Source organism: Alicyclobacillus pomorum DSM 14955 (genome assembly GCF_000472905.1).
GTDB lineage: Bacteria > Bacillota > Bacilli > Alicyclobacillales > Alicyclobacillaceae > Alicyclobacillus_A > Alicyclobacillus_A pomorum.
In genome coordinates this window covers 120,022-138,494 of record NZ_AXAR01000005.1, presented here as the reverse complement: position 1 = coordinate 138,494, position 18,473 = coordinate 120,022, and the positions used below count along the sequence as shown (strand labels likewise).

Annotated in this window: 17 protein-coding genes and 1 riboswitch; of the genes, 5 read left to right on the top strand and 12 right to left on the bottom strand. The window is 56.1% G+C overall.

Annotated features, from left to right (window positions below):
• Positions 1-180 precede the first annotated feature (180 nt).
• Genes ribH through ribD form a run of 4 tightly spaced genes read right to left on the bottom strand, consistent with a single transcriptional unit; the run spans position 181 to position 3,756 of the window.
• Positions 181-651 (bottom strand): 6,7-dimethyl-8-ribityllumazine synthase, encoded by a 471-nt coding sequence (ribH, locus tag YWK_RS0106945; RefSeq protein ID WP_026964233.1) that lies wholly within the window; start codon positions 649-651, stop codon positions 181-183.
• 59 nt (positions 652-710) lie between these two features.
• On the bottom strand, positions 711-1,901 hold the full coding sequence (locus tag YWK_RS0106940) for a bifunctional 3,4-dihydroxy-2-butanone-4-phosphate synthase/GTP cyclohydrolase II (RefSeq protein WP_026964232.1): 1,191 nt from the start codon (positions 1,899-1,901) through the stop codon (positions 711-713).
• A gap of 48 nt (positions 1,902-1,949) precedes the next feature.
• Positions 1,950-2,600 carry a riboflavin synthase gene (locus YWK_RS0106935; RefSeq protein WP_026964231.1) on the bottom strand — a complete coding sequence of 217 codons (651 nt, stop codon included), beginning with the start codon at positions 2,598-2,600 and terminating at the stop codon, positions 1,950-1,952.
• Positions 2,601-2,604: 4 nt separating this feature from the next.
• A complete protein-coding gene (ribD, locus tag YWK_RS0106930) occupies positions 2,605-3,756 on the bottom strand; it encodes a bifunctional diaminohydroxyphosphoribosylaminopyrimidine deaminase/5-amino-6-(5-phosphoribosylamino)uracil reductase RibD (RefSeq protein ID WP_026964230.1) in 1,152 nt (383 codons plus the stop codon).
• Positions 3,757-3,912: 156 nt separating this feature from the next.
• Positions 3,913-4,058: riboswitch (FMN riboswitch) on the bottom strand.
• 500 nt (positions 4,059-4,558) lie between these two features.
• Here ribD and YWK_RS0106920 point away from each other — a divergent pair.
• On the top strand, positions 4,559-6,466 hold the full coding sequence (locus YWK_RS0106920; protein WP_026964228.1) for an APC family permease: 1,908 nt from the start codon (positions 4,559-4,561) through the stop codon (positions 6,464-6,466).
• 139 nt (positions 6,467-6,605) lie between these two features.
• On the opposite strand, the gene epsC is transcribed toward YWK_RS0106920, so the two are convergent.
• Entirely contained in the window at positions 6,606-7,484 is an 879-nt protein-coding gene (epsC, locus tag YWK_RS0106915; RefSeq protein WP_026964227.1) for a serine O-acetyltransferase EpsC, read from the bottom strand.
• A 122-nt stretch (positions 7,485-7,606) separates the two neighbouring features.
• Here epsC and YWK_RS0106910 point away from each other — a divergent pair, with 122 nt between their 5' ends.
• Positions 7,607-8,035, top strand: coding sequence for a Fur family transcriptional regulator (locus tag YWK_RS0106910; RefSeq protein ID WP_026964226.1), 429 nt, complete (start codon positions 7,607-7,609; stop codon positions 8,033-8,035).
• An 84-nt stretch (positions 8,036-8,119) separates the two neighbouring features.
• On the opposite strand, the gene YWK_RS0106905 is transcribed toward YWK_RS0106910, so the two are convergent.
• Entirely contained in the window at positions 8,120-9,412 is a 1,293-nt protein-coding gene (locus tag YWK_RS0106905; protein WP_026964225.1) for an Nramp family divalent metal transporter, read from the bottom strand.
• A 237-nt stretch (positions 9,413-9,649) separates the two neighbouring features.
• On the opposite strand from YWK_RS0106905, the gene YWK_RS0106900 reads away from it, so the two are divergent.
• Positions 9,650-11,047: a dipeptidase gene (locus tag YWK_RS0106900; RefSeq protein ID WP_035466297.1), complete on the top strand. Its 1,398-nt coding sequence runs from the start codon at positions 9,650-9,652 to the stop codon at positions 11,045-11,047.
• 32 nt (positions 11,048-11,079) lie between these two features.
• Positions 11,080-11,388 (top strand): hypothetical protein, encoded by a 309-nt coding sequence (locus YWK_RS0106895; RefSeq protein ID WP_026964223.1) that lies wholly within the window; start codon positions 11,080-11,082, stop codon positions 11,386-11,388.
• Between the two features lie 168 nt (positions 11,389-11,556).
• On the opposite strand, the gene codY is transcribed toward YWK_RS0106895, so the two are convergent.
• Both codY and YWK_RS20875 read right to left on the bottom strand, forming a co-directional pair.
• Complete coding sequence (gene codY, locus YWK_RS0106890; protein WP_026964222.1) at positions 11,557-12,339, bottom strand: GTP-sensing pleiotropic transcriptional regulator CodY; 783 nt, start codon at positions 12,337-12,339, stop codon at positions 11,557-11,559.
• 265 nt (positions 12,340-12,604) lie between these two features.
• Positions 12,605-13,252: a class I SAM-dependent methyltransferase gene (locus tag YWK_RS20875; protein WP_051375287.1), complete on the bottom strand. Its 648-nt coding sequence runs from the start codon at positions 13,250-13,252 to the stop codon at positions 12,605-12,607.
• Positions 13,253-13,398: 146 nt separating this feature from the next.
• Here YWK_RS20875 and YWK_RS0106880 point away from each other — a divergent pair, with 146 nt between their 5' ends.
• Positions 13,399-14,568: a cation:proton antiporter gene (locus YWK_RS0106880; RefSeq protein WP_026964221.1), complete on the top strand. Its 1,170-nt coding sequence runs from the start codon at positions 13,399-13,401 to the stop codon at positions 14,566-14,568.
• Between the two features lie 40 nt (positions 14,569-14,608).
• On the opposite strand, the gene YWK_RS0106875 is transcribed toward YWK_RS0106880, so the two are convergent.
• The 4 genes from YWK_RS0106875 to pdhA form a co-directional block, all read right to left on the bottom strand.
• Entirely contained in the window at positions 14,609-14,899 is a 291-nt protein-coding gene (locus YWK_RS0106875; protein ID WP_026964220.1) for a YerC/YecD family TrpR-related protein, read from the bottom strand.
• 161 nt (positions 14,900-15,060) lie between these two features.
• Complete coding sequence (locus tag YWK_RS0106870) at positions 15,061-16,380, bottom strand: dihydrolipoamide acetyltransferase family protein (RefSeq protein ID WP_026964219.1); 1,320 nt, start codon at positions 16,378-16,380, stop codon at positions 15,061-15,063.
• An 18-nt stretch (positions 16,381-16,398) separates the two neighbouring features.
• Complete coding sequence (locus tag YWK_RS0106865) at positions 16,399-17,379, bottom strand: alpha-ketoacid dehydrogenase subunit beta (RefSeq protein WP_026964218.1); 981 nt, start codon at positions 17,377-17,379, stop codon at positions 16,399-16,401.
• Positions 17,372-18,469: a pyruvate dehydrogenase (acetyl-transferring) E1 component subunit alpha gene (gene pdhA, locus YWK_RS0106860; protein WP_084453535.1), complete on the bottom strand. Its 1,098-nt coding sequence runs from the start codon at positions 18,467-18,469 to the stop codon at positions 17,372-17,374. Before pdhA ends, YWK_RS0106865 begins: the two co-directional genes overlap by 8 nt.
• Positions 18,470-18,473: the final 4 nt, after the last annotated feature.

The following is an 18,473-nucleotide window of genomic DNA, read 5'->3' as shown; positions in this document are numbered from 1 at the left end:
CCCAGCGCACATGTAATATGTAACCAAACTTTACGCGAAATGATGACATGCTGACAGGGGCCACGAGATTCCGCCCACAGGCATCAGTTCGAACGATACCCGAACCGGCGTACGCAAAAAACGTCCAGAGGCGGATGGTGAACCCCGTCTCTGGACGTACTCCGTTAGGCAATCCGGTCTTCAGTTCATGGATCGAACAAGATTGGCCATTTCAATCGCTGTTGTTGCAGCGTCCCAACCTTTGTTCCCGGCCTTTGTGCCCGCGCGTTCAATTGCCTGTTCAATGGTATCTGTGGTGAGCACACCAAAGATGGTTGGCGTATTCGTGGTCAGCGAGATGTTGGCAATACCTTTGGCCACCTCGCTCGCCACGTAGTCAAAATGCGGGGTCGATCCACGAATCACCGCCCCCAGCGCTATCACCGCGTCATACGCCCCCGACACGGCCATCTGTTTCGCCGCAAACGGAATCTCAAACGCGCCCGGGACCCAGGCCACGGTGACGTTGTCCTCCTCCACACCGTGCCGCTTTAACGCGTCCAGCGCACCCGACAACAGTTGCGACGTGATGAACTCGTTGAATCGGCCGACCACAATCCCTACCTTTAATCCCTGACCAATGAGATGCCCTTCCAGCACGCGAATGCCCATATCCCATCCACTCCTTATTCAACGCGATTCAGGTGCGCACACCCGTCCCTGCCGCCGTTTTACAGATGCAGGATGTGCCCCATCTTTTCTTTCTTGGTCTGCAAGTAATGCTCGTTGTACGGGTTTCGGTCCACTTCCAAAGGCACCCGCTCGACAACGGATAACCCGTGGCCCTCAATCCCTTTGACCTTGCGCGGGTTGTTGGTCAACAGACGCATTTTCCGAACCCCGAGGTCGTACAGGATTTGCGCGCCGACGCCGTAGTCGCGCAAGTCCGGCGCAAACCCTAGCTTCACGTTCGCCTCCACCGTATCGGCACCCTGATCCTGCAACGCGTACGCCCGGATCTTGTTGAGCAATCCAATGCCTCGCCCCTCCTGACGAAGGTACAGCAGCACGCCCTTTCCTGCTTCGTGAATCTGTCGAAGCGCTGCGTGGAGTTGCGGGCCGCAGTCGCACCGGAGAGATCCGAAAGCGTCCCCAGTCAGACATTCGGAGTGAACGCGAACCAACGTCGGCTCACCATCCATCTCGCCCTTCACGAGCGCGATATGCTCCTTGTCGTCCAGGAGGTTGGTATACACAACCGCGCGAAAGTTTCCGTACGCCGTCGGCAGTTCCGCCTCGGCCTGACGACGGACAAGCACCTCCGACGCCTTTCGGAACGCAATCAAGTCCGCAATCGAAATCAGCTTCAGCCCGTGCGTATTCGCAATCTCGCGCAACTGCGGCAACCGTGCCATCGTCCCGTCCTCGTTCAGTATCTCACAAATGACGCCGACTTCTGGTTCGCCCGCCAGGCGCGCGAGATCCACCGCCGCTTCCGTGTGGCCAGCGCGGCGAAGGACGCCGCCCCGCTTGGCGACTAAGGGGAAGATGTGTCCCGGTTTGCGAAATTCGTCTGGCGCGCTGTCGTCCCGTACAAGCGCTGCAATGGTCTGCGCGCGTTCGAAGGCTGAAATGCCTGTGTGTGTGGATACGTGATCCACAGAGACCGTAAACGCGGTTCCATAGCTGTCCGTGTTCCGTTGTACCATGGAGTTCAACGCCAGCCGCTCGGCCCGGTCCTCCGCAATGGGTACGCACAGCAGGCCGCGTCCGTATGTAATCATGAAGTTCACAACAGACGCTGTGGCTTTACTTCCGAGCGCCACAAAGTCACCTTCGTTCTCCCGGTCTTCGTCATCCACCACGATGACGACCTTGCCTTGTTTCAAATCTTCAATGGCGTCCTGGATGTTGTCCAACATGTAAAGCCCTCCTTTGGCTCGCACCGCGTCCTCTTGTTCCCTGTTCCGTCAGGCAAACCCGTGCCTTTGCAGGAACTCGAGGTCCAACCCTGGCCGGACAGGTGCTGCTTCGCGCCCCGCCAACATCTTCTCCACGTACTTCGCGAGCAGGTCGCACTCGAGGTTCACCCACTGACCGACGCGAGCATATTGCAGCGCGGTATGCTCGCCTGTATGCGGAATGATAGAAAGTCGAAACGTGGTCTCACGCGTATCCATGACAGTGAGACTGACGCCGTCCACGCAAATTGAGCCCTTCTCCACCACGTAACGCATGACATCTGCGGGCGCTTCGATGGTAAACACCGTTGCAATCCCTTCCCGCGTGATATCTCGCACAACACCAACGCCGTCGACGTGTCCTGACACAATATGCCCACCCAGCCTGTCACCGAGGCGCAACGCGCGTTCCAGGTTGACCCGCGCCCCTGACTGCAGTCGCCCGAGGTTGGTGCGGCGCATGGTCTCCGGGACAGCGTCTGCAACAAATTCTCCGCCGGCAAAGGAAACCACGGTCAGACAAGCTCCATTGACGGCAATGCTGTCCCCCAACTTGACGTCATCCAGGACGCGGTCAGCGGCAATTCGGATCTGCGCACTGTGGTGCGTATGGTCAATCCGGCGCACGACGCCAACTTCCTCAATCAGTCCCGTGAACACACTTTCACCCCTCTTTGGTGGATGGATCCTGCTTGTACACAGGGTACCCTTCCACCCGGATATCGGACCCAACCTGTGTCCAGGTGACGTCGCAGAGGTCAATCGCCTCCGCCATGCTGTCCGGAACAGGCCCGTTCAAAGCAGGGATGCCACGTCCCAGTAATTTGGGCGCCACGTAGTACACCACCTTGTCCACCAAGCGCTCTTCCAACAACGCTGACGAAAGCTGGCATCCACCCTCGACCAACACACTGATGTACCCGCGCTGCCCGAGGTCTTTCAGTGCCGCTCGCAGCGACACTCTTCCATCCGGACCTTCAACCACAGGAACGACATCAACGTTGCTGCGGCTCAAGGCCTGGGCCCGATCCGTCCTTCGCTCGATGGCCTCTCCCGTGCAGTAGATGATGGTGCGCCCTGGCTGGTCGAGCAAAGCGGCCGTAGGTGGGGTGCGCAGCTGGGAGTCGAACACAACCCGAACTGGTTGAAAAGCGGACACCTCATTTGGATGGCCCTGCTCACGGACCGTGAGCCGCGGGTCGTCCGCCAGCACCGTTCCCACGCCGACGGCAATGGCCGAGAGGCTTCTCCGAAGCATCTGAACCTCCTGACGGGCCACTTCGCCGGTCACGTACGTGCTGTGGCCGTTCGGCGCGGCGATGTAACCGTCGAGTGTGGCGGCACACTTCCAGAGTACGAAAGGCCGCGCTTTGCGACGCCAGGTGAGGTAGGCTTCATTTTGACGTGCGGCCTCGTTTGCGCACACGCCGACCTCCACCAGAATGCCCGCTTCTCGGAGCCGCCGAATGCCTTCACCAGAGACCACTGGATTCGGGTCTGTCAGCGCTACCACAACGCGCTGTACCTTGGCTGCTATCAATGCGTCGCAACATGGGGGCGTACGGCCGTGGTGGCTGCAAGGCTCGAGGGTTACGTAGACGGTTGCGCCCTCTGCCCGGTCGCCGGCCATTCTCAGCGCATGCACTTCGGCGTGCGGCGTCCCTGCTTTCAGGTGTGCTCCCACGCCCACCACTTCGCCATCCCGGACAATGACAGCGCCCACGAGCGGATTCGGTGACGTCTGTCCCCGTCCCGCTTCTGCGGCTTGCAACGCCATCTGCATGAACCGTTTGTCGTTCGTCCTGCGTCCCTCCAAACAAAAATCCCCTGAGAGATTCTCCCAGGGGCGTAGTTCGGCATGATCTACCCGAACACAGTATATTCCTACTGTGTTTGGTCGTTCGATTTGGTCGTGCGCGGCAGGTGAACGCATGTGCTCATCCGCACGCGGATCCCCATCATACCGCGCGATTGGCTCCTTCTTTCATCCGGACTATACCGTCGGCACTGGATTTGCACCAGTTCGTGCCGCCAAAAGCGGCTCGTGGGCTTCGCGTGATGCGTTACCACCGGTCGGGAATTGACGGTCTCCCGTCTCACCCTGCCCCGAAGGATGGTGATGAAATTGTCGCATTCATCATAGTCCATTCCACCAGACCGGCGCAAGTTATAATCCACACTGAATCCGCACACACTCATGGTGGAAAGAGGCATCCTCGTGTCTCCAGGACGCCAAATGGCAGGTGCAGACGCGAGGAAGGCCTCTTTACTTTGGACCGAGCGGACTGTCTCAGGGACAACCTGGTAGATATGTATGAAAGACCTATGGCCTCACAGCGAAAACCGGAGAGAATGCAAGCTACGCGTATCCCCGTTTCGATTCATAGCGACCATTGCATGTTGCAGCCACCCATCTGCGTGTGCAGCGGTTGTCGGGTGAAAAATAGGTTTGCACCACAGGGGCGAGTACGCTACAGTTTTCCCGTTATGAAGCGTTTTGCAAAGTAACAAGTGACGAAGCACATCACGGCGTGTCGCTTGTGTTTTGCAAATCGCCGGATATAGAAGTAAACGGGCGAACGAATGCCCACGATGCTAGGACTGGGGATTGAGACACCGTGAATACCATCAAGCGTTGGATTTTAGGCCGGCCCCTGAAGACACGCGAAAACCAACAGGTGAAAATCGGCGTTTTCCGCGGCATGGCCATCATGACTCCAGATGCGCTGTCCAGCGTGGCGTACGCCACGGATCAAATGGAGATGATTTTGGCGGTTCTCATCGGAACCTCGGCAGCCAAGTCGTACATCACAAACGTCCTCGGGTACTCGATGCTCGGCACACTGCTGATTGTGGGATTGGCGTTTTTGCTCTTTCTCGCGTATCGCAACATCATCCGACACTACCCCATGGGCGGCGGTGCCTACTCGATTGGATTGAACGACCTCGGCAAAGTCTGGGGACTGTCTGCAGCAGCCACCCTCATTGTAGGGTATACGTTGACCGTTGCCGTATCCATCGCTGCAGGGGTCGATGCAGTGGGGCCGGTACTGCCGTTTGTTGGCCATCACAAACTGCTCTTCAACGTGCTGTTGACGTTAGTCATCATGATTCTCAATTTGCGCGGCACAGGCGAATCCGCGACCATCCTGGTTCCGTTCACCTACTTGTTTATCGCCAGCATCGTGTTCATTGGCGTTACTGCCATCGTGCAAGCTATGCTGCATCCCGCAAGCATACACGTTCCCACTTCGGCCGGTATGCAGGCGGTCAAAGGAATGACTTTGTTTCTGTTTCTCAAAATGTTTGCCAACGGATGCAGCGCCTTGACCGGTATTGAGGCGGTTTCGAACTCTGTGCCAGTGTTCAAGGAGCCCTCCGTAAAGCGCGCGCAAGGCACGCTGTTGGCCTTAGTTTGTACTTTGTCGGTGTTGTTTTTCGTGGTATCTGGCGTTGCCCTGGTGCACGGCTTGACGTACAACCCGGAAGTTCCGCTCATCAACCAGGAAGCGATGCAGGTGTTTGGGCGGCAAGGTCTCGGCTACGTCCTGACAGTCATTGTGTCCTTGACCACCATGTGTATCTTGGTGATTGCCGCGAACACCGCCTTCGCCGGCTGCCCAGCACTCTGGTCGACCATGGCCCGGGATGGCTACATGCCGCGCTGGATGCTGCAAAAAGGCGACAGGTTGGTATACAGCAACGGCATTGTCTTCTTAACCATCATGTCGCTGTTGCTCACCATTGCGTTTGACGCCAAAGTCAGTCGCCTCATTCCGCTGTACTCCGTATGCGTGTTCTACACGTTCACCGTCTCTCAACTCGGCATGCTGGTTCGAGTGGTGCGGGAAAAGGGAAAGAACTGGGTATTCCGCGCGCTCATCAGCCTTTTCGGTCTCGTGATGACTGGTGCGGCGTGCATTATTTTTGGCGTCACTCGATTCCTGGACGGCGCCTGGCTTGTACTGGTGCTGATCCCGCTGATGGTGATCATGTTCCAGAAAATTCATCAGCATTACGAAGAAGTTCGCGCGCAGTTGAAATACGACTTCTCCGAGCCGTTTGAGACCGAAGAATCGGGCATCACCATCGTGCCCATCGCCTCCGTCAACAAGGCGTCGGTGAACGCGCTTCGCTACGCAGCAAGCAACTTCAAGAACGTCATCGCCGTGACGGTAGTGACGAGCGATTCGGAAGAAGAGATGCAGCGCATGACAGACAAAATTGAAAGCGACTGGGAGCGCCTGAACACGCCCATCCGGCTGTTGGTCATTCATTCCCAGTATCGAGCGGTGGCCAAACGACTGCAGCGATTCGTTCAGTACGAGTTGCAAAAATACCGTCCGGAAAACATCACGATTGTCATCCCGCAGTTTATTACGTACAAGTGGTGGCACAAGCTGTTGCACAACAAAACAGGCGGTCTATTAATGGCGTGGCTCTTGCTGAATAAGTCGGTCAAAGTCGTCACTGTACCCTACCGGCTGCGCAAGACCTCGACAAAGTCCACAGAACGAAAAAAATAAGACGTATACCGGACTTTCCCGGTGTACGTCCCGCGAGGTGAAGTGTTCTCTCACCTGACCACGTTGTCCCATGCAGCGCATGGGACTTGTTTTTTGTCGCACCTCTTATCCCCAATGACTTATGCGTAGTACTGATTTCCTACGCTTGACCTGACGTCGATTTCTTCGTGGTTACCACGGTTTCCGTCTTGTAGATCACCTTAGAGTACGGCGGAACGCTCTCCGTCACCCATGCGTTGCTTCCAATCACACTGTCGTGGCCAATCACGGTGTCTCCACCCAGCACGGTGGCGTTGGAGTAGAGAATCACGTTGTCTTCGACAGTCGGGTGGCGCTTCGTCTTCCGCACCATGAAGCCGGCCTCGTCTCGAGGAAAGTACAGTGCCCCTAGCGTCACGCCCTGATAAATCTTGACATTGTCACCGACGACGGCCGTCTCGCCAATCACGATACCCGTCCCGTGGTCAATCATGATGCCGCGTCCCAATGTCGCTCCGGGGTGAATTTCGATGCCTGTCAAACGGTGCGCGTATTCCGTCATCATTCTCGGCAACAACGGGATATCCAACTCATGGATGACGTGCGCAATGCGGTACACCATCAGAGCGAGTAATCCTGGATACGTCAGAATGATTTCGTCGTATCCCGTCGCCGCCGGATCTCCGTTGTACGTCGCGACAATATCCTCGTACATCATCTGCTGCAGCGTCGGAAGCGTCTGAATCACCGCGTCCGCCTTGCTCTTGGCGAACTCCGCCGACTCCGGTGTCACTTCTTTCTCAATACACCTCTGATACACGGCGCGGTGAATCTGACCCGCTATGACCTCATGGAGCTTGTCGATGCAGTCAATGACAGTGGACTGCTTCTTGGGTTGAAAGTAGTTCGGGAACAACACCCACTGTATGGCTTCAATCATGCGTTGAATCTGCTCAGGCTCCGGGTGACACGCTCTTCCCGTAAACCAGCCATTACTTTGTTCCCTCAACTGACGGGCAATATGTTCCCGACTTTGCATGGACTGCTCTCCCCTTTCGGAGACTTCTGGCGACGCGATTCCATTGACACGCCGCATTTTGGGAGTGTAGATTTCAGTTGGGGCCTTGTGGTTGCCTATTCGCGTGAAGGGGGCATAAGTCAATGAATAAGCGCGACATCGTCGAGTTGCTTCATCAACAAAAATTCCGCTTGACGCGCGAGCGGGAAGCCTTGCTCGACCTGTTTGTGCGGACTGACAAGATGTACACCCCCGCCCAATGGCACGAAGTGGCTCAGCGCGAAAACGTGCGCATCGGACTAACCACAGTATACCGACTGCTCGAAGTGCTGACAAAAGTAGGTCTCGCATCCCCTTTTCTTGTCGAGGGTAACATCTACTACGCGTTTTGTGAAGAGCACCATCATCACCATTTCGTCTGTCTGCAATGTCACAGCGTCGAAGACCTCTACGAGTGTCCGTCCATCCCGGCTGCACCGAGAGGATGCCGAATTGAACACCACAAGGTAGATCTGTTTGGAACCTGCGAGCGTTGCCAACACAACTCGCAACGCGGTGCAAAGCATCAATAAGGTGCCGAATCTCCGAAGAGATCGGCACCTTCTTACATCCGAACGATTTGAACGTGCGATGTAAACCACTCTATTCACAGAGCCTCACAAACTCATCCACAAATACATGACGTTCAACACGATGATGCAGGTTGCTATCACGCTGGCGAGACAAGTGACCCAACGCCGATTCACCAGCGCACCCATCAGCCGTTTGTTGCTGGTGAACAGAATCAGTGATATGACCGGCGCCGGCAACGCCAGGCTGAGCACAACCTGACTCATCACCAACGTCTGCATGGGATTCAGCCCCATTGCTGCAACAACCACTGCCGGTAACATGGTCACCACTCGGCGCACCCAGATGGGAATATGGAATCCCACAAATCCCTGCATAATCACTTGCCCAGCCATCGTCCCTACCGCAGAGCTGGAGATACCGGACGCCAGAAGCGAGACCAGGAAGACGGCGGCAGCCGCTGGTCCAAGCAGAGGATCCAGCATGTGGTACGCTTGTGCAATGTCGACCACCCCGGTATGACCCTTCGCGTAGAAAGCGGCGGCAGCCATGTACATCATGGCCATGTTGACGAGGCCCGCCACAGACATGGCGCTGATGACATCCAAACGCTGGAAGCGGTAGATGCGTACAGCCTCATCCTGCGACGTCGGCACAATGCGCCGTTGCGTGAGGCCGGAGTGAAGATACACCGCGTGTGGCATCACGGTAGCGCCGATGATACCGACAACAAGCATTAAACTGTCGGACCCGCCAATCCATGGAGTGACCGTATGTGCAGCGACAGCGGCCCAGTCTGGTCGGGAGAACACCGTTTCCAACAGGTAGCAGAGCGCGATGACGCCAAGCAACGCCCCGATAAACATTTCTATGGGGCGAAATCCGAGCCTGTCCATCGCGAGAACCGCCATCGTTGCAACGGCCGTCACCAGTGTTGCTGCCAGAAGCGGAATGTGACAAAGCAAGTTCAGCGCAAGGCTCGCGCCGAGAAACTCTGCGAGGTCGGTCGCCATCGCGGCGACTTCGGAGACCACCCAGAGGCAGTACGTGAGCCACGTCGGGAAATGTTCTCGACAGAGTTCCGGCAGGTTTCGACCCGTGGCGATGCCCAATTTGGAGGACAAATTTTGCAACACCATCGCCATCACGTTCGCCAACAGGACCACCCATAGAAGCTTGTACCCAAACTGGGAACCACTTTGGATGTTGGTCGCGAAGTTGCCCGGGTCCACGTAGGCGATGGCAGCAATCAGCGACGGTCCAAGAAACGGCAGAACCGCCTTCCACCCACGGCGCTTCCCTGCCAGTACGTTGCGTGCGCTCACAACAGCGCGCACATCCGAGTTTGATGCCCGCGGCGTCATTGCGACATGACTCATCCCCAGTTCCCCTCCTTTCTTGCAAAGCATTCCGTTGTTGTCCGAACCGCGAGAGCCACCGCAGTTCGCTTGTTTATGTCTCGGCAATGGTTTACCCTTGCGCAAAAATGTTTCACAAATGACAATATGTTTCCTTAGGGAAACTTTCTAGACACATTATAGGACCTTTTGCCTGAAATGTGAATGGCTGATGGAAATCCTCCAGGACTCGTGGTGGTATAATGGTGAAGAACAGCCATGAAAGGGGACTCCGGGTTGACTGAGTTTGAAAAATACCTGTCTGAACACCGCAATGAACACATCGAAACGCTGCAGAAATTTCTGCGCTTCCAAAGTATTAGTACACTGCCCGAACACCGAGACGACGTCCGAAAGTGCGCCGAATTTCTGGCAGACGAACTGCGCCAGCTCGGTTTTGAACACGTCGAGTTGATGACTACACCGGGACACCCTGTGGTCTACGCAGATTGGATGCACGCGCCGGGCAAACCGACCGTCCTCGTGTACGGCCACTACGACGTGCAACCTGTGGATCCACTCGAACTTTGGGACACGCCCCCGTTTGAGCCGACGGTGCGCAACAACCAAATCTATGCGCGCGGATCCAGCGACGATAAGGGGCAGGTGTGGATGCACCTGAAAGCGTTCGAAGCGTTGCTGAAAACCACAGGTACGCTCCCGGTGAACGTAAAGTTCTGCATCGAAGGCGAAGAGGAAATTGGTAGCCGACACTTACCGGCCCTGCTTGAACAGAACGCGGACAAGCTTGCAGCTGACGTCATTGTCATCTCGGATACCACGATGCTTGGCTCGGACCGTCCGAGCGTCTGTTACGGTCTACGCGGCCTCACAAGCCTCCAGATAGATGTCAAGGGCGCCAACAGCGATTTGCATTCCGGGTTGTACGGAGGCGGTGTGCAAAACGCCGTACACGCACTGGTTCAACTGCTGAACTCGCTCCGCGACGAAAACGGGAAGATTCTCGTCGAGGGGTTTTACGACGACGTGCAACCGCTGACGGAGGATGAGAAAAAGGCGTATCAAGCACTCTCGTTTGACGAAGAACAAGTGCGCAAGGATCTCGGCGTTCCTGAATTGTTCGGCGAAGCGGGCTATTCCTACCTGGAGCGTGTATGGGCTCGCCCGACGCTCGAAATCAACGGCATTTACGGAGGATTTCAGGGAGAAGGCACGAAAACGGTCATCCCCAACGAAGCACACGCGAAAATCACGTGCCGACTGGTGCCAGACCAAGATCCCGTGAAAATCCAGGACCTGATTGAACAGCATGTCCAAAAGCACCGTCCACCCGGCGTGACCGTCTCCGTGCAGCGGTTTGACGCGGGGCGCCCGTACGTGACGCCGTTCCATCACCCGGCCATTCAGTGGGCGTCCAAGGCCTACGAAAAAGCGTACGGAGTGTCGGCGGCATTTACGCGGATGGGTGGATCCATCGGCGTCGTGGAAGCGTTCGACCGCATATTGAAGGCTCCCGTCGTTCTCATGGGATTTGCGTTGAGTGACGAAAACTTCCATGCGCCGAACGAACACTTCTCATTGGACAACTTCGATAAAGGAATGCGCGTCCTGTGCCACTACTGGGTCGGTCTCGACGCTGCCTTGCGAGGACAGTGACGAGTGCTGCTGCGGACGAGAGGGAGTGAGCCATGGACACCGTACTGACGATTGTACTGGTGGCCTCGTGGGCGGTCATCTTACTGGGCCTGTTTCTCTACGAGCGCCTGGACAGACGCGTCGCTGCACTGCACGTACAGGTAGAACAGTTACTGCGGCTTCAGCGCACGCTGATGACGCACGTGAATGCAGACGCCGCCGATACGGAAATGGTCCAACTGCTGAGGAACTTGCTCAGTGAAGGCAAGACGTACGAAGCGATTGTGTCTTACCGCGCGTACGCAGGTGTCAGTTATAAGGAAGCAAAGGCATTCATCGATGCGTTGCGAACTGGCGCTTAGATCTCGCGCCCATTGCGGACAAGCTCCTCTCGACTCAGACGCGAGCGATTGGCAAGACGCCTGGTGTATGACGTAAAAACGCCCGCATGAATACTGCGGGCGTTTTTACGTAACAAGTTTTTCATACTCGGCGCTGGTGTTCAGCCAGCTGTGGCTCAGACGAGATATCTACCGATCAAACTGGCGTTGAATTTCCTCTTCAACGTACGGGTTAAGCACGCGCAAGTGAGTACCTTTCATACCCAGAGAGCGGCTTTCAATGGTACCTGCGCTTTCCAGTTTACGGATGCTGTTCACAATCACCGACCGCGTAACGCCGTGTTCATCCGCAATCTGACTGCTGACCACGATGCCATCCGGCGACTCTTTGACTGCATCCATTAAGTACTTGGCTGCCTGAAGCTCGGAGAAGCTGAGCGATTCGACTGCGAGATGTGCCAGCGACCGCAAACGGCCTTCTTCCTCTTTGTGTTGTTGGCGCGCGTGTACAATTTCCAGAGCGACGATGGTCGCACTGTATTCCACCAAAACCATGTCCTCTTCGTCAAACGGCTTGGTCGTGCGCGCAAAGACTAACGTGCCTTGACGCTCACGTCCCGCAATGACGGGAGCGATGGTGATGTTTTTCGACCGGAACGACTCGTTTTCTTCCGGTGAAAAGACGTAGAACTGCTCTTTGTCCTGAAGATTAGCCACCGTCTGCTCAATGCGCAACAAGTGTTTGTTGAAGTCCCCCGGGAAGCGTTGATCTTCGGTCAAAATCTGTACCCACTCTTCTGTCAACGCGTGTTCATGGACACCGTAACCCAGGATCTTCCCTTTGCGCCCGACGATGTATACATTAGACGACATCACCTTGCTCAGAAACTGTGCGATGTCCTGAAAGTCAACATGATGATGGGAAGTCCTCAAGATTTGTCCGAGTTCCTGAACCTTCTGCAACAGTTTCACATCATCTACTCCTAACCTGACGAATTAATGGTTGTCCAACGCCGAGTCGAGGAAATGCCGCTGTGCCCGTGTCATACTGTATCACATTCCACAGGCAGCACTCACACGGGAATTTTAACATTTTATAACTTCTGTATTATAGTGTACCCCATTTCCCAATGCAAACGTACAAGCAGCAGACCAAGACAGATCCAAATTTTTCATTTGATTCCAGGCATTCTTCTTTGTATGTACCAGGGTGATTTGCAACATAACGACGAACGGGTTACGATGCCGATTTCACAATCCTCGACACCAATGCCATACCATCCAACAGTTTGAGTGATTCCGTCACCGTACCTCCAAATGAGGTCACTCGTTTCGCCAATCCAGTTTCGCTCACAGTGCCGTAGCGAGCCGCAGCAGTCGCCCACGACAACAGACTGTCCCGCTCAAAATCGCAGAGGCGGTTGGCTTCGCAAAACGACTGTGCCGACCATGGGTTCATCGACGTCGATGGATTCAACAGTACGACTTCCCCGCCCGGTTTTGTCACGCGTAACAATTCGGCCAGCGGACCATCGGGATGTTCAAACATGAAGAGGAGATTCATGCAAATGACCCGGTCAAACTGATGTTCAGGGAACGGCAAGTGGCGGACGTCACCCAACACGAAATTCGCGTTATCGAGTTCGTGGTCTTCCGCATTCCGTTGTGCGCGCTTCAACATGGATTCCACCGCATCCAGCCCGGTAATCCAGCGCACCCGCTGAGCTAGCTGCAGAACGAAGTGTCCCGCACCGCACCCGGCCTCAAGGACAACGTCGGCATCTCGCAATCCCATCCAGTGGATGAGCGTTCGCTGGATGTCTCGATGCCACCCCGTCTGACCGACCATATCAAAGAAGTCGACGGCGTCCTTCACCCCGTACACTTGCGGATACCTCCTCGAAACGCATACGCATGTCCACAGGGCCATACACATAGATGTAGCGGCGATGGACCGACACCCGGAGCAACCCGGCATGCGCGAACAATGCAGGTCCCAGCGTAATCGCTTCGCCGCTGGAGGTCTTTGAAATGAGTGCCACTGTAGACATGTTTCTCATCATATTGAGTGTGTCATTTGTGTTCACTGCCATCGTCAGTAAACTTCCGCTACTCCGCGTCCCATCTGCAGTAGCCTATCTTATCTTCGGCATCATCCTACACGTCAGCCTTGTGCCTCTCGGCAAGGAAGAAGTCCGCTGGATTACGAATATCGGCAGCATCGGATTGTTTTTTCTCATGTTTCTGTCCGGCCTGGAAGTGGACATATCCTTGCTGCAACCACGGTCCTGGCGACACCGAGCCGTCAATCCGATGTATCTGGCCATGTTCTTGTTTTGTGGCACACTGCTGCTTAGTTACGTTTCATCGGTGGTCATTGTACACTTGATGAATGAGAATGCCAACCCATGGATGGTGACACTTCTGTTCGCCACCACATCACTGGGCATCATCCTGCCCATTCTTGAGGAATCCGAGGTCCTGCACACAGAATTGGGACAAGTGCTGCTGCTCAGCGCCCTGCTCGCTGACCTGTTCACCATGCTCCTCATCTCTCTGTTCATCAGTGCACAGGCGACTGGAGGACTTTCAAATTTCCTGCTGACCCTCATCATATTGCCACTGGGTGGGGCAACGTATCTCGCCTTCCGGTGGCTGCGAAAGTGGAAGTGCGCCCGACTCCTCGCTGGCGACATGCAGAATCGCATGCGCGCTATCGTCGCCTTGGTGGCACTGTTTTGCGCTGTTGCAGAATGTACCGGCGGCGAACCCATCCTGGGGAGTTTCCTGGTTGGACTGCTGGTTTCGTCCATCCCGTTTGCGTTCAAGCAAAGATTGCGCGACCACTGTCACGGCATCGGGTACGGTTTTCTCATCCCCGTCTTCTTCACGTCGGTGGGACTGCACTTCGATGTGCGCGTCCTTGCCACACCGTCTTCGTGGATTTGGGTTCCCGTGTGCTTGTTGATTGCGTTTATCGTCAAAGTCATTCCGGCCTGGCACCTGCGCAAGCACTTTGGAAGGCGCGCCGCATTGGCCGGGGGGCTGCTGATGTCTTCTCGCCTCAGTTTAATCGTGGCAGCTGCAGACATCGGTGTCCGCATCGGGGCACTCCCGGTGATCTTGTCGGAGGCAATTGTTGTCGTCGCCGTTCTCACGTGCCTGATTGCACCCATCGCATTTCTTGCCACACTCGGCTAAGTACGAGCCGCGTGCCTTGTCTCCGAAGACACTGGGATACTCATTCCTTCAAACGGTCCAAAACCATGGAGTACCCGTCCGATCCGTAGTGAAGGCACCGCTTCACACGACTGATGGTCGCCGTGCTCGCTCCCGTGTCTGCTTCAATCTGGTGATACGTACAACCTTTGCGCAACATGCGCGCCACTTCCAGCCTTTGAGCCAGCGACTTGATTTCGCCAACCGTGCATAAGTCGTCAAAGAACCGGTAGCACTCCTCCACGCTCTGCAGTGTCAACACAGCCTCAAACAGACGGTCCAACGACCGATCACGCAACTTGTCTAGCTGCATACTTTCACCCTTTACAGTATTACAGTCTATACATGTTATCGTATCACAGGCCATTCGTGTTGCATACTCTCACGTTGCTGTCGATGGAACAACTTCTGATCTGCGCCTTCGTGCCCTGTCGCAACAAGGCGACCGCCTTCGCGATCGCCCCCTGACTTGCACTATCGAAGTTCCAACATCAACGATTCTGGATTCTCAATCAAGTGCTTCAAGTGATTGAGGAATCGGACCGACGTCGCACCGTCAATCACTCGGTGATCAAACGACAGGGACAAGCTCAGCACGTCCCGAATCACAACCTGCTCGTCACGCGCCACAGGCTTTCTTTGGATTTGATGGACTGCCAGAATCCCGACTTCCGGGTAATTCAGAATGGGTGTTGCAAACAGTCCGCCAATCGGGCCCATGTTGGTAATGGTAAACGTGCTGCCTCGCAGCTCGTCTTGACTCAACGTGCGCTGCCGCACACCTTCGGTTAAACGAGTGATTTCGTCTGCAATGTCCTTCACAGTCAGTTGATCAGCGTTCCGAATCACAGGAACAAACAGCCCTTCGCTGGAATCCACCGCAATGCCAATGTGGTACTCTGGCAGCAGTTCAATTTCCTGTGCAGATTCATCCAATCTCGCGTTGAAGAACGGGAATGCCTTGAGTGCGGAAACGGTAGCCTTGATGAGAAATGGGAGGTAGCTGACGCGCTTCCCTTCCGCTTCGAGCAGTGCATTCCAACGTGTCCGCAGGCGGACCAATTCCGTCGCGTCACACTCATCGAAGGCCGTGACGTGTGGGGCCGTGAACGCGGATCGCTTAACGTGTTCGGCTGTCGCCCGGCGAATGCCCCGGAAAGGAACCCGGATGGGGGTGTGCGTCACCTCCGTGTCTTGCCGGTCATCGTCCTTTCGCAACCTCGACTTTGGCGCTGACGCGGGCCCTTCAGACCGCTTGACCGCAGCCCACAGCAGTGAGTCCCCTCCGTCTTCTGGTACAATCCTTTCTGCAGATTTGCGAGTGTGATGGTAGCGCTCGACATCCTGCTTCGTGATTCGACCTGCAGGTCCGGTACCCTCCACAGCCTCCAAGGGAACGCCAAGTGCCCGCGCGTAGTGGCGAACGCCTGGCGTTGCTTTCGGGCGAATTGCGCTGGTCCCGTGGCCCGCGGAGGCAACCACTGAAAGCGAATCTTCTGCGGCCCATCCGCTCACAGCGCCGACAGCCTTCGCCGCCAATCCGGTCGATACTTTCTGTGTCTCAATTCGCACCAAGACGTCTCCGACTTTCGCGATGGTACCAGGTGTCGCTAGGATTTCACCGATGTAACCAGAGGTCGGCGCCGGGAGTTCAACCAAGGCCTTGTCCGTCTGCACCTCGACCATGGGATCGAACTCCTGTACGCGCTCCCCTTCCTGGACCAGCCATTTGACAATCTCCGCCTCGTGAATGCCTTCGCCGACGTCCGGCAGGCGAAACTCTACAACAGACATGTCACGCCCCCTCCCTGCTCAAAATGCGAATACTTTTTCGATACCAGCACTTATGCGCTGTGGTGTCGGCGCATGCAAATCTTCCAGTTGAAACAGCGGCGGCGGCACATCGAAGCTCGCCACACGTGCAACCGGTGCCTCTAATTGCAAGATGCACTCCTCGTGAATCCGGGCCGAGATTTCCGCGCCGAGCCCTAAGTGCGCGACTGCTTCATGCACAACCACGGCGCGCCCCGTCTTGTTGACCGACGTCATGACGGTGTCTTCGTCCCAGGGAGAGAGCGTACGAAGGTCTATCAACTCCACCGATACGCCTCTCTCCTGTTCCAACCTCTGAATGACGGTCCATGTTTCGCGAACCATGGTCCCCCACGAAATCACCGTCACGTCTGTACCTTCCTTCACCACGGTGGCCTTGCGCAGCGGAACTGTGTAGTATTCGTCAGGCACTTCCTCACGAAACGCTCGGTAAATTCGCATCGGCTCCAGAAAGATGACGGGATCTTCCGACTCTACCGAAGCCAGTAGCAAACCTTTGGCGTCATACGGGTTAGAGGGCACGACCACCGTCAGCCCTGGGGTGTGTGCGAAATACGTCTCGGTTGAGTCGGAGTGAATTTCCGGTGCCCGGATGCGGCCTCCAAACGGAACGCGCACCACCATGGGCAACGTAAAGCGCCCGCGCGAGCGCATGCGCAAACGAGCCACATGCGACACCAGCTGCTCAAAGCCAGGGTAGATGAATCCCATAAACTGGATTTCAGGAATGGGGCGCATCCCGTTGGCTGCGAGGCCGACAGACGTGCCGAGAATCCCTGATTCCGCCAGCGGCGTATCGATGACTCTTTCCTCTCCAAACTGTTCCAGCAGACCCTCTGTCACGCGAAATACGCCGCCATTGACGCCCACGTCCTCGCCGAGGAGGATCACGCGTGGATCTCGTGCCATCGCGCAGCGGAGACCGTCGTTGATGGCCTGAACCAGTGTTTTGCTACTCATGCTGCCTGCCTCCTGGCCGCCCCAGACTAGCCAGAAATTCCTCGCGTTGACGAAGGAGGCGTGGGCTGGGTTCGGCATAGATGTGCAAAAACATGTCCTCTGGATTGGGTGGCGGAGCCGATTCCATCCGCCCAATCGCTTCCGAAACCATGTGCTGCATGCGTTCTTGCAGCTCAGTCTCGAGAGCATCGTTCCAAATGCCCCATGCACGCAACTGCTCGCCGAGCGTAGCAATCGGGTCCCGCGCCTTCCACGCATCCGTTTCCTCCGCTGGACGGTACTTGGTGGGATCGTCCGACGTCGTGTGCGGCCCATAGCGATAGGTTAGGGCTTCTATCAAAGTCGGCCCTCCACCGGACGCTGCTTTTTCAACAGCGGCGTGGACGGCTCGGTACACCTGGATGGCATCCCACCCGTTCACACGCACCCCTTCCACACCGTACGCCGCGGCTTTCTCGGCGATGGTTGCAGTAGCTGTCTGTCTGTGAAATGGAACGCTGATGGCGTACTGGTTGTTTTGGCAGAAATAGATCACGGGCAGTTGAAACACACCGGCAAAGTTCATGGCCTCATGAAAATCCCCTTCAGAACTGGCACCGTCGCCGAAGAAGCCGAGTGCAACCTGATCCAGTTTCCTCAGCTTTGCCGCCCATGCGATACCCGCAGCGTGCGGCAACTGCGTGGCAATGGGCACGGCAATGGGAAAGACGTTGACACCATCCGGGATGACGCATCCTTCGGCGCGGCCGTTCCAGTACAACAGGATGTTTTCCATCGGCACGCCGTGCAGTATCATCGCACCGTAATCGCGGTACGTGGGCACCACGAAGTCTTGCGGACGAAGCGCGAGCGTAGCCCCCACCTGACAAGCTTCTTGCCCTTCCAAAGGTGGGTATGTGCCAATTCGTCCTGCGCGTTGCAGGCTGACGGCTCTTCTATCAAACAGGCGCAACTTCCACATTTCCTCGTACATACGTATGAGCAAGGTGTCTTCGATGTCTGCCGGTTTGTCTCCGAATTCCGCAAGTGCTGGATGGGATACAGCAGCGCCTTGCAGTTCGCGTTCGGCCTCAGCCGAAGATTTGAACATGGGT

Bases quoted from the DNA above. Each gene is read 5' to 3' on its own strand.
- epsC (WP_026964227.1), bottom strand. From the start codon at position 7,484: ATGCAAAGTCGGGAACATATTGCCCGTCAGTTGAGGGAACAAAGTAAT.
- YWK_RS0106865 (WP_026964218.1), bottom strand. From the start codon at position 17,379: ATGAGTAGCAAAACACTGGTTCAGGCCATCAACGACGGTCTCCGCTGC.
- YWK_RS0106895 (WP_026964223.1), top strand. From the start codon at position 11,080: ATGGACACCGTACTGACGATTGTACTGGTGGCCTCGTGGGCGGTCATC.
- YWK_RS0106940 (WP_026964232.1), bottom strand. From the start codon at position 1,901: ATGTTGGACAACATCCAGGACGCCATTGAAGATTTGAAACAAGGCAAG.
- ribH (WP_026964233.1), bottom strand. From the start codon at position 651: ATGGGCATTCGCGTGCTGGAAGGGCATCTCATTGGTCAGGGATTAAAG.
- YWK_RS0106905 (WP_026964225.1), bottom strand. From the start codon at position 9,412: ATGAGTCATGTCGCAATGACGCCGCGGGCATCAAACTCGGATGTGCGC.
- pdhA (WP_084453535.1), bottom strand. From the start codon at position 18,469: ATGTTCAAATCTTCGGCTGAGGCCGAACGCGAACTGCAAGGCGCTGCT.
- YWK_RS0106900 (WP_035466297.1), top strand. From the start codon at position 9,650: ATGAAAGGGGACTCCGGGTTGACTGAGTTTGAAAAATACCTGTCTGAA.
- YWK_RS0106875 (WP_026964220.1), bottom strand. From the start codon at position 14,899: ATGCAGCTAGACAAGTTGCGTGATCGGTCGTTGGACCGTCTGTTTGAG.
- YWK_RS0106870 (WP_026964219.1), bottom strand. From the start codon at position 16,380: ATGTCTGTTGTAGAGTTTCGCCTGCCGGACGTCGGCGAAGGCATTCAC.
- YWK_RS0106880 (WP_026964221.1), top strand. From the start codon at position 13,399: ATGAGTGCCACTGTAGACATGTTTCTCATCATATTGAGTGTGTCATTT.
- YWK_RS0106910 (WP_026964226.1), top strand. From the start codon at position 7,607: ATGAATAAGCGCGACATCGTCGAGTTGCTTCATCAACAAAAATTCCGC.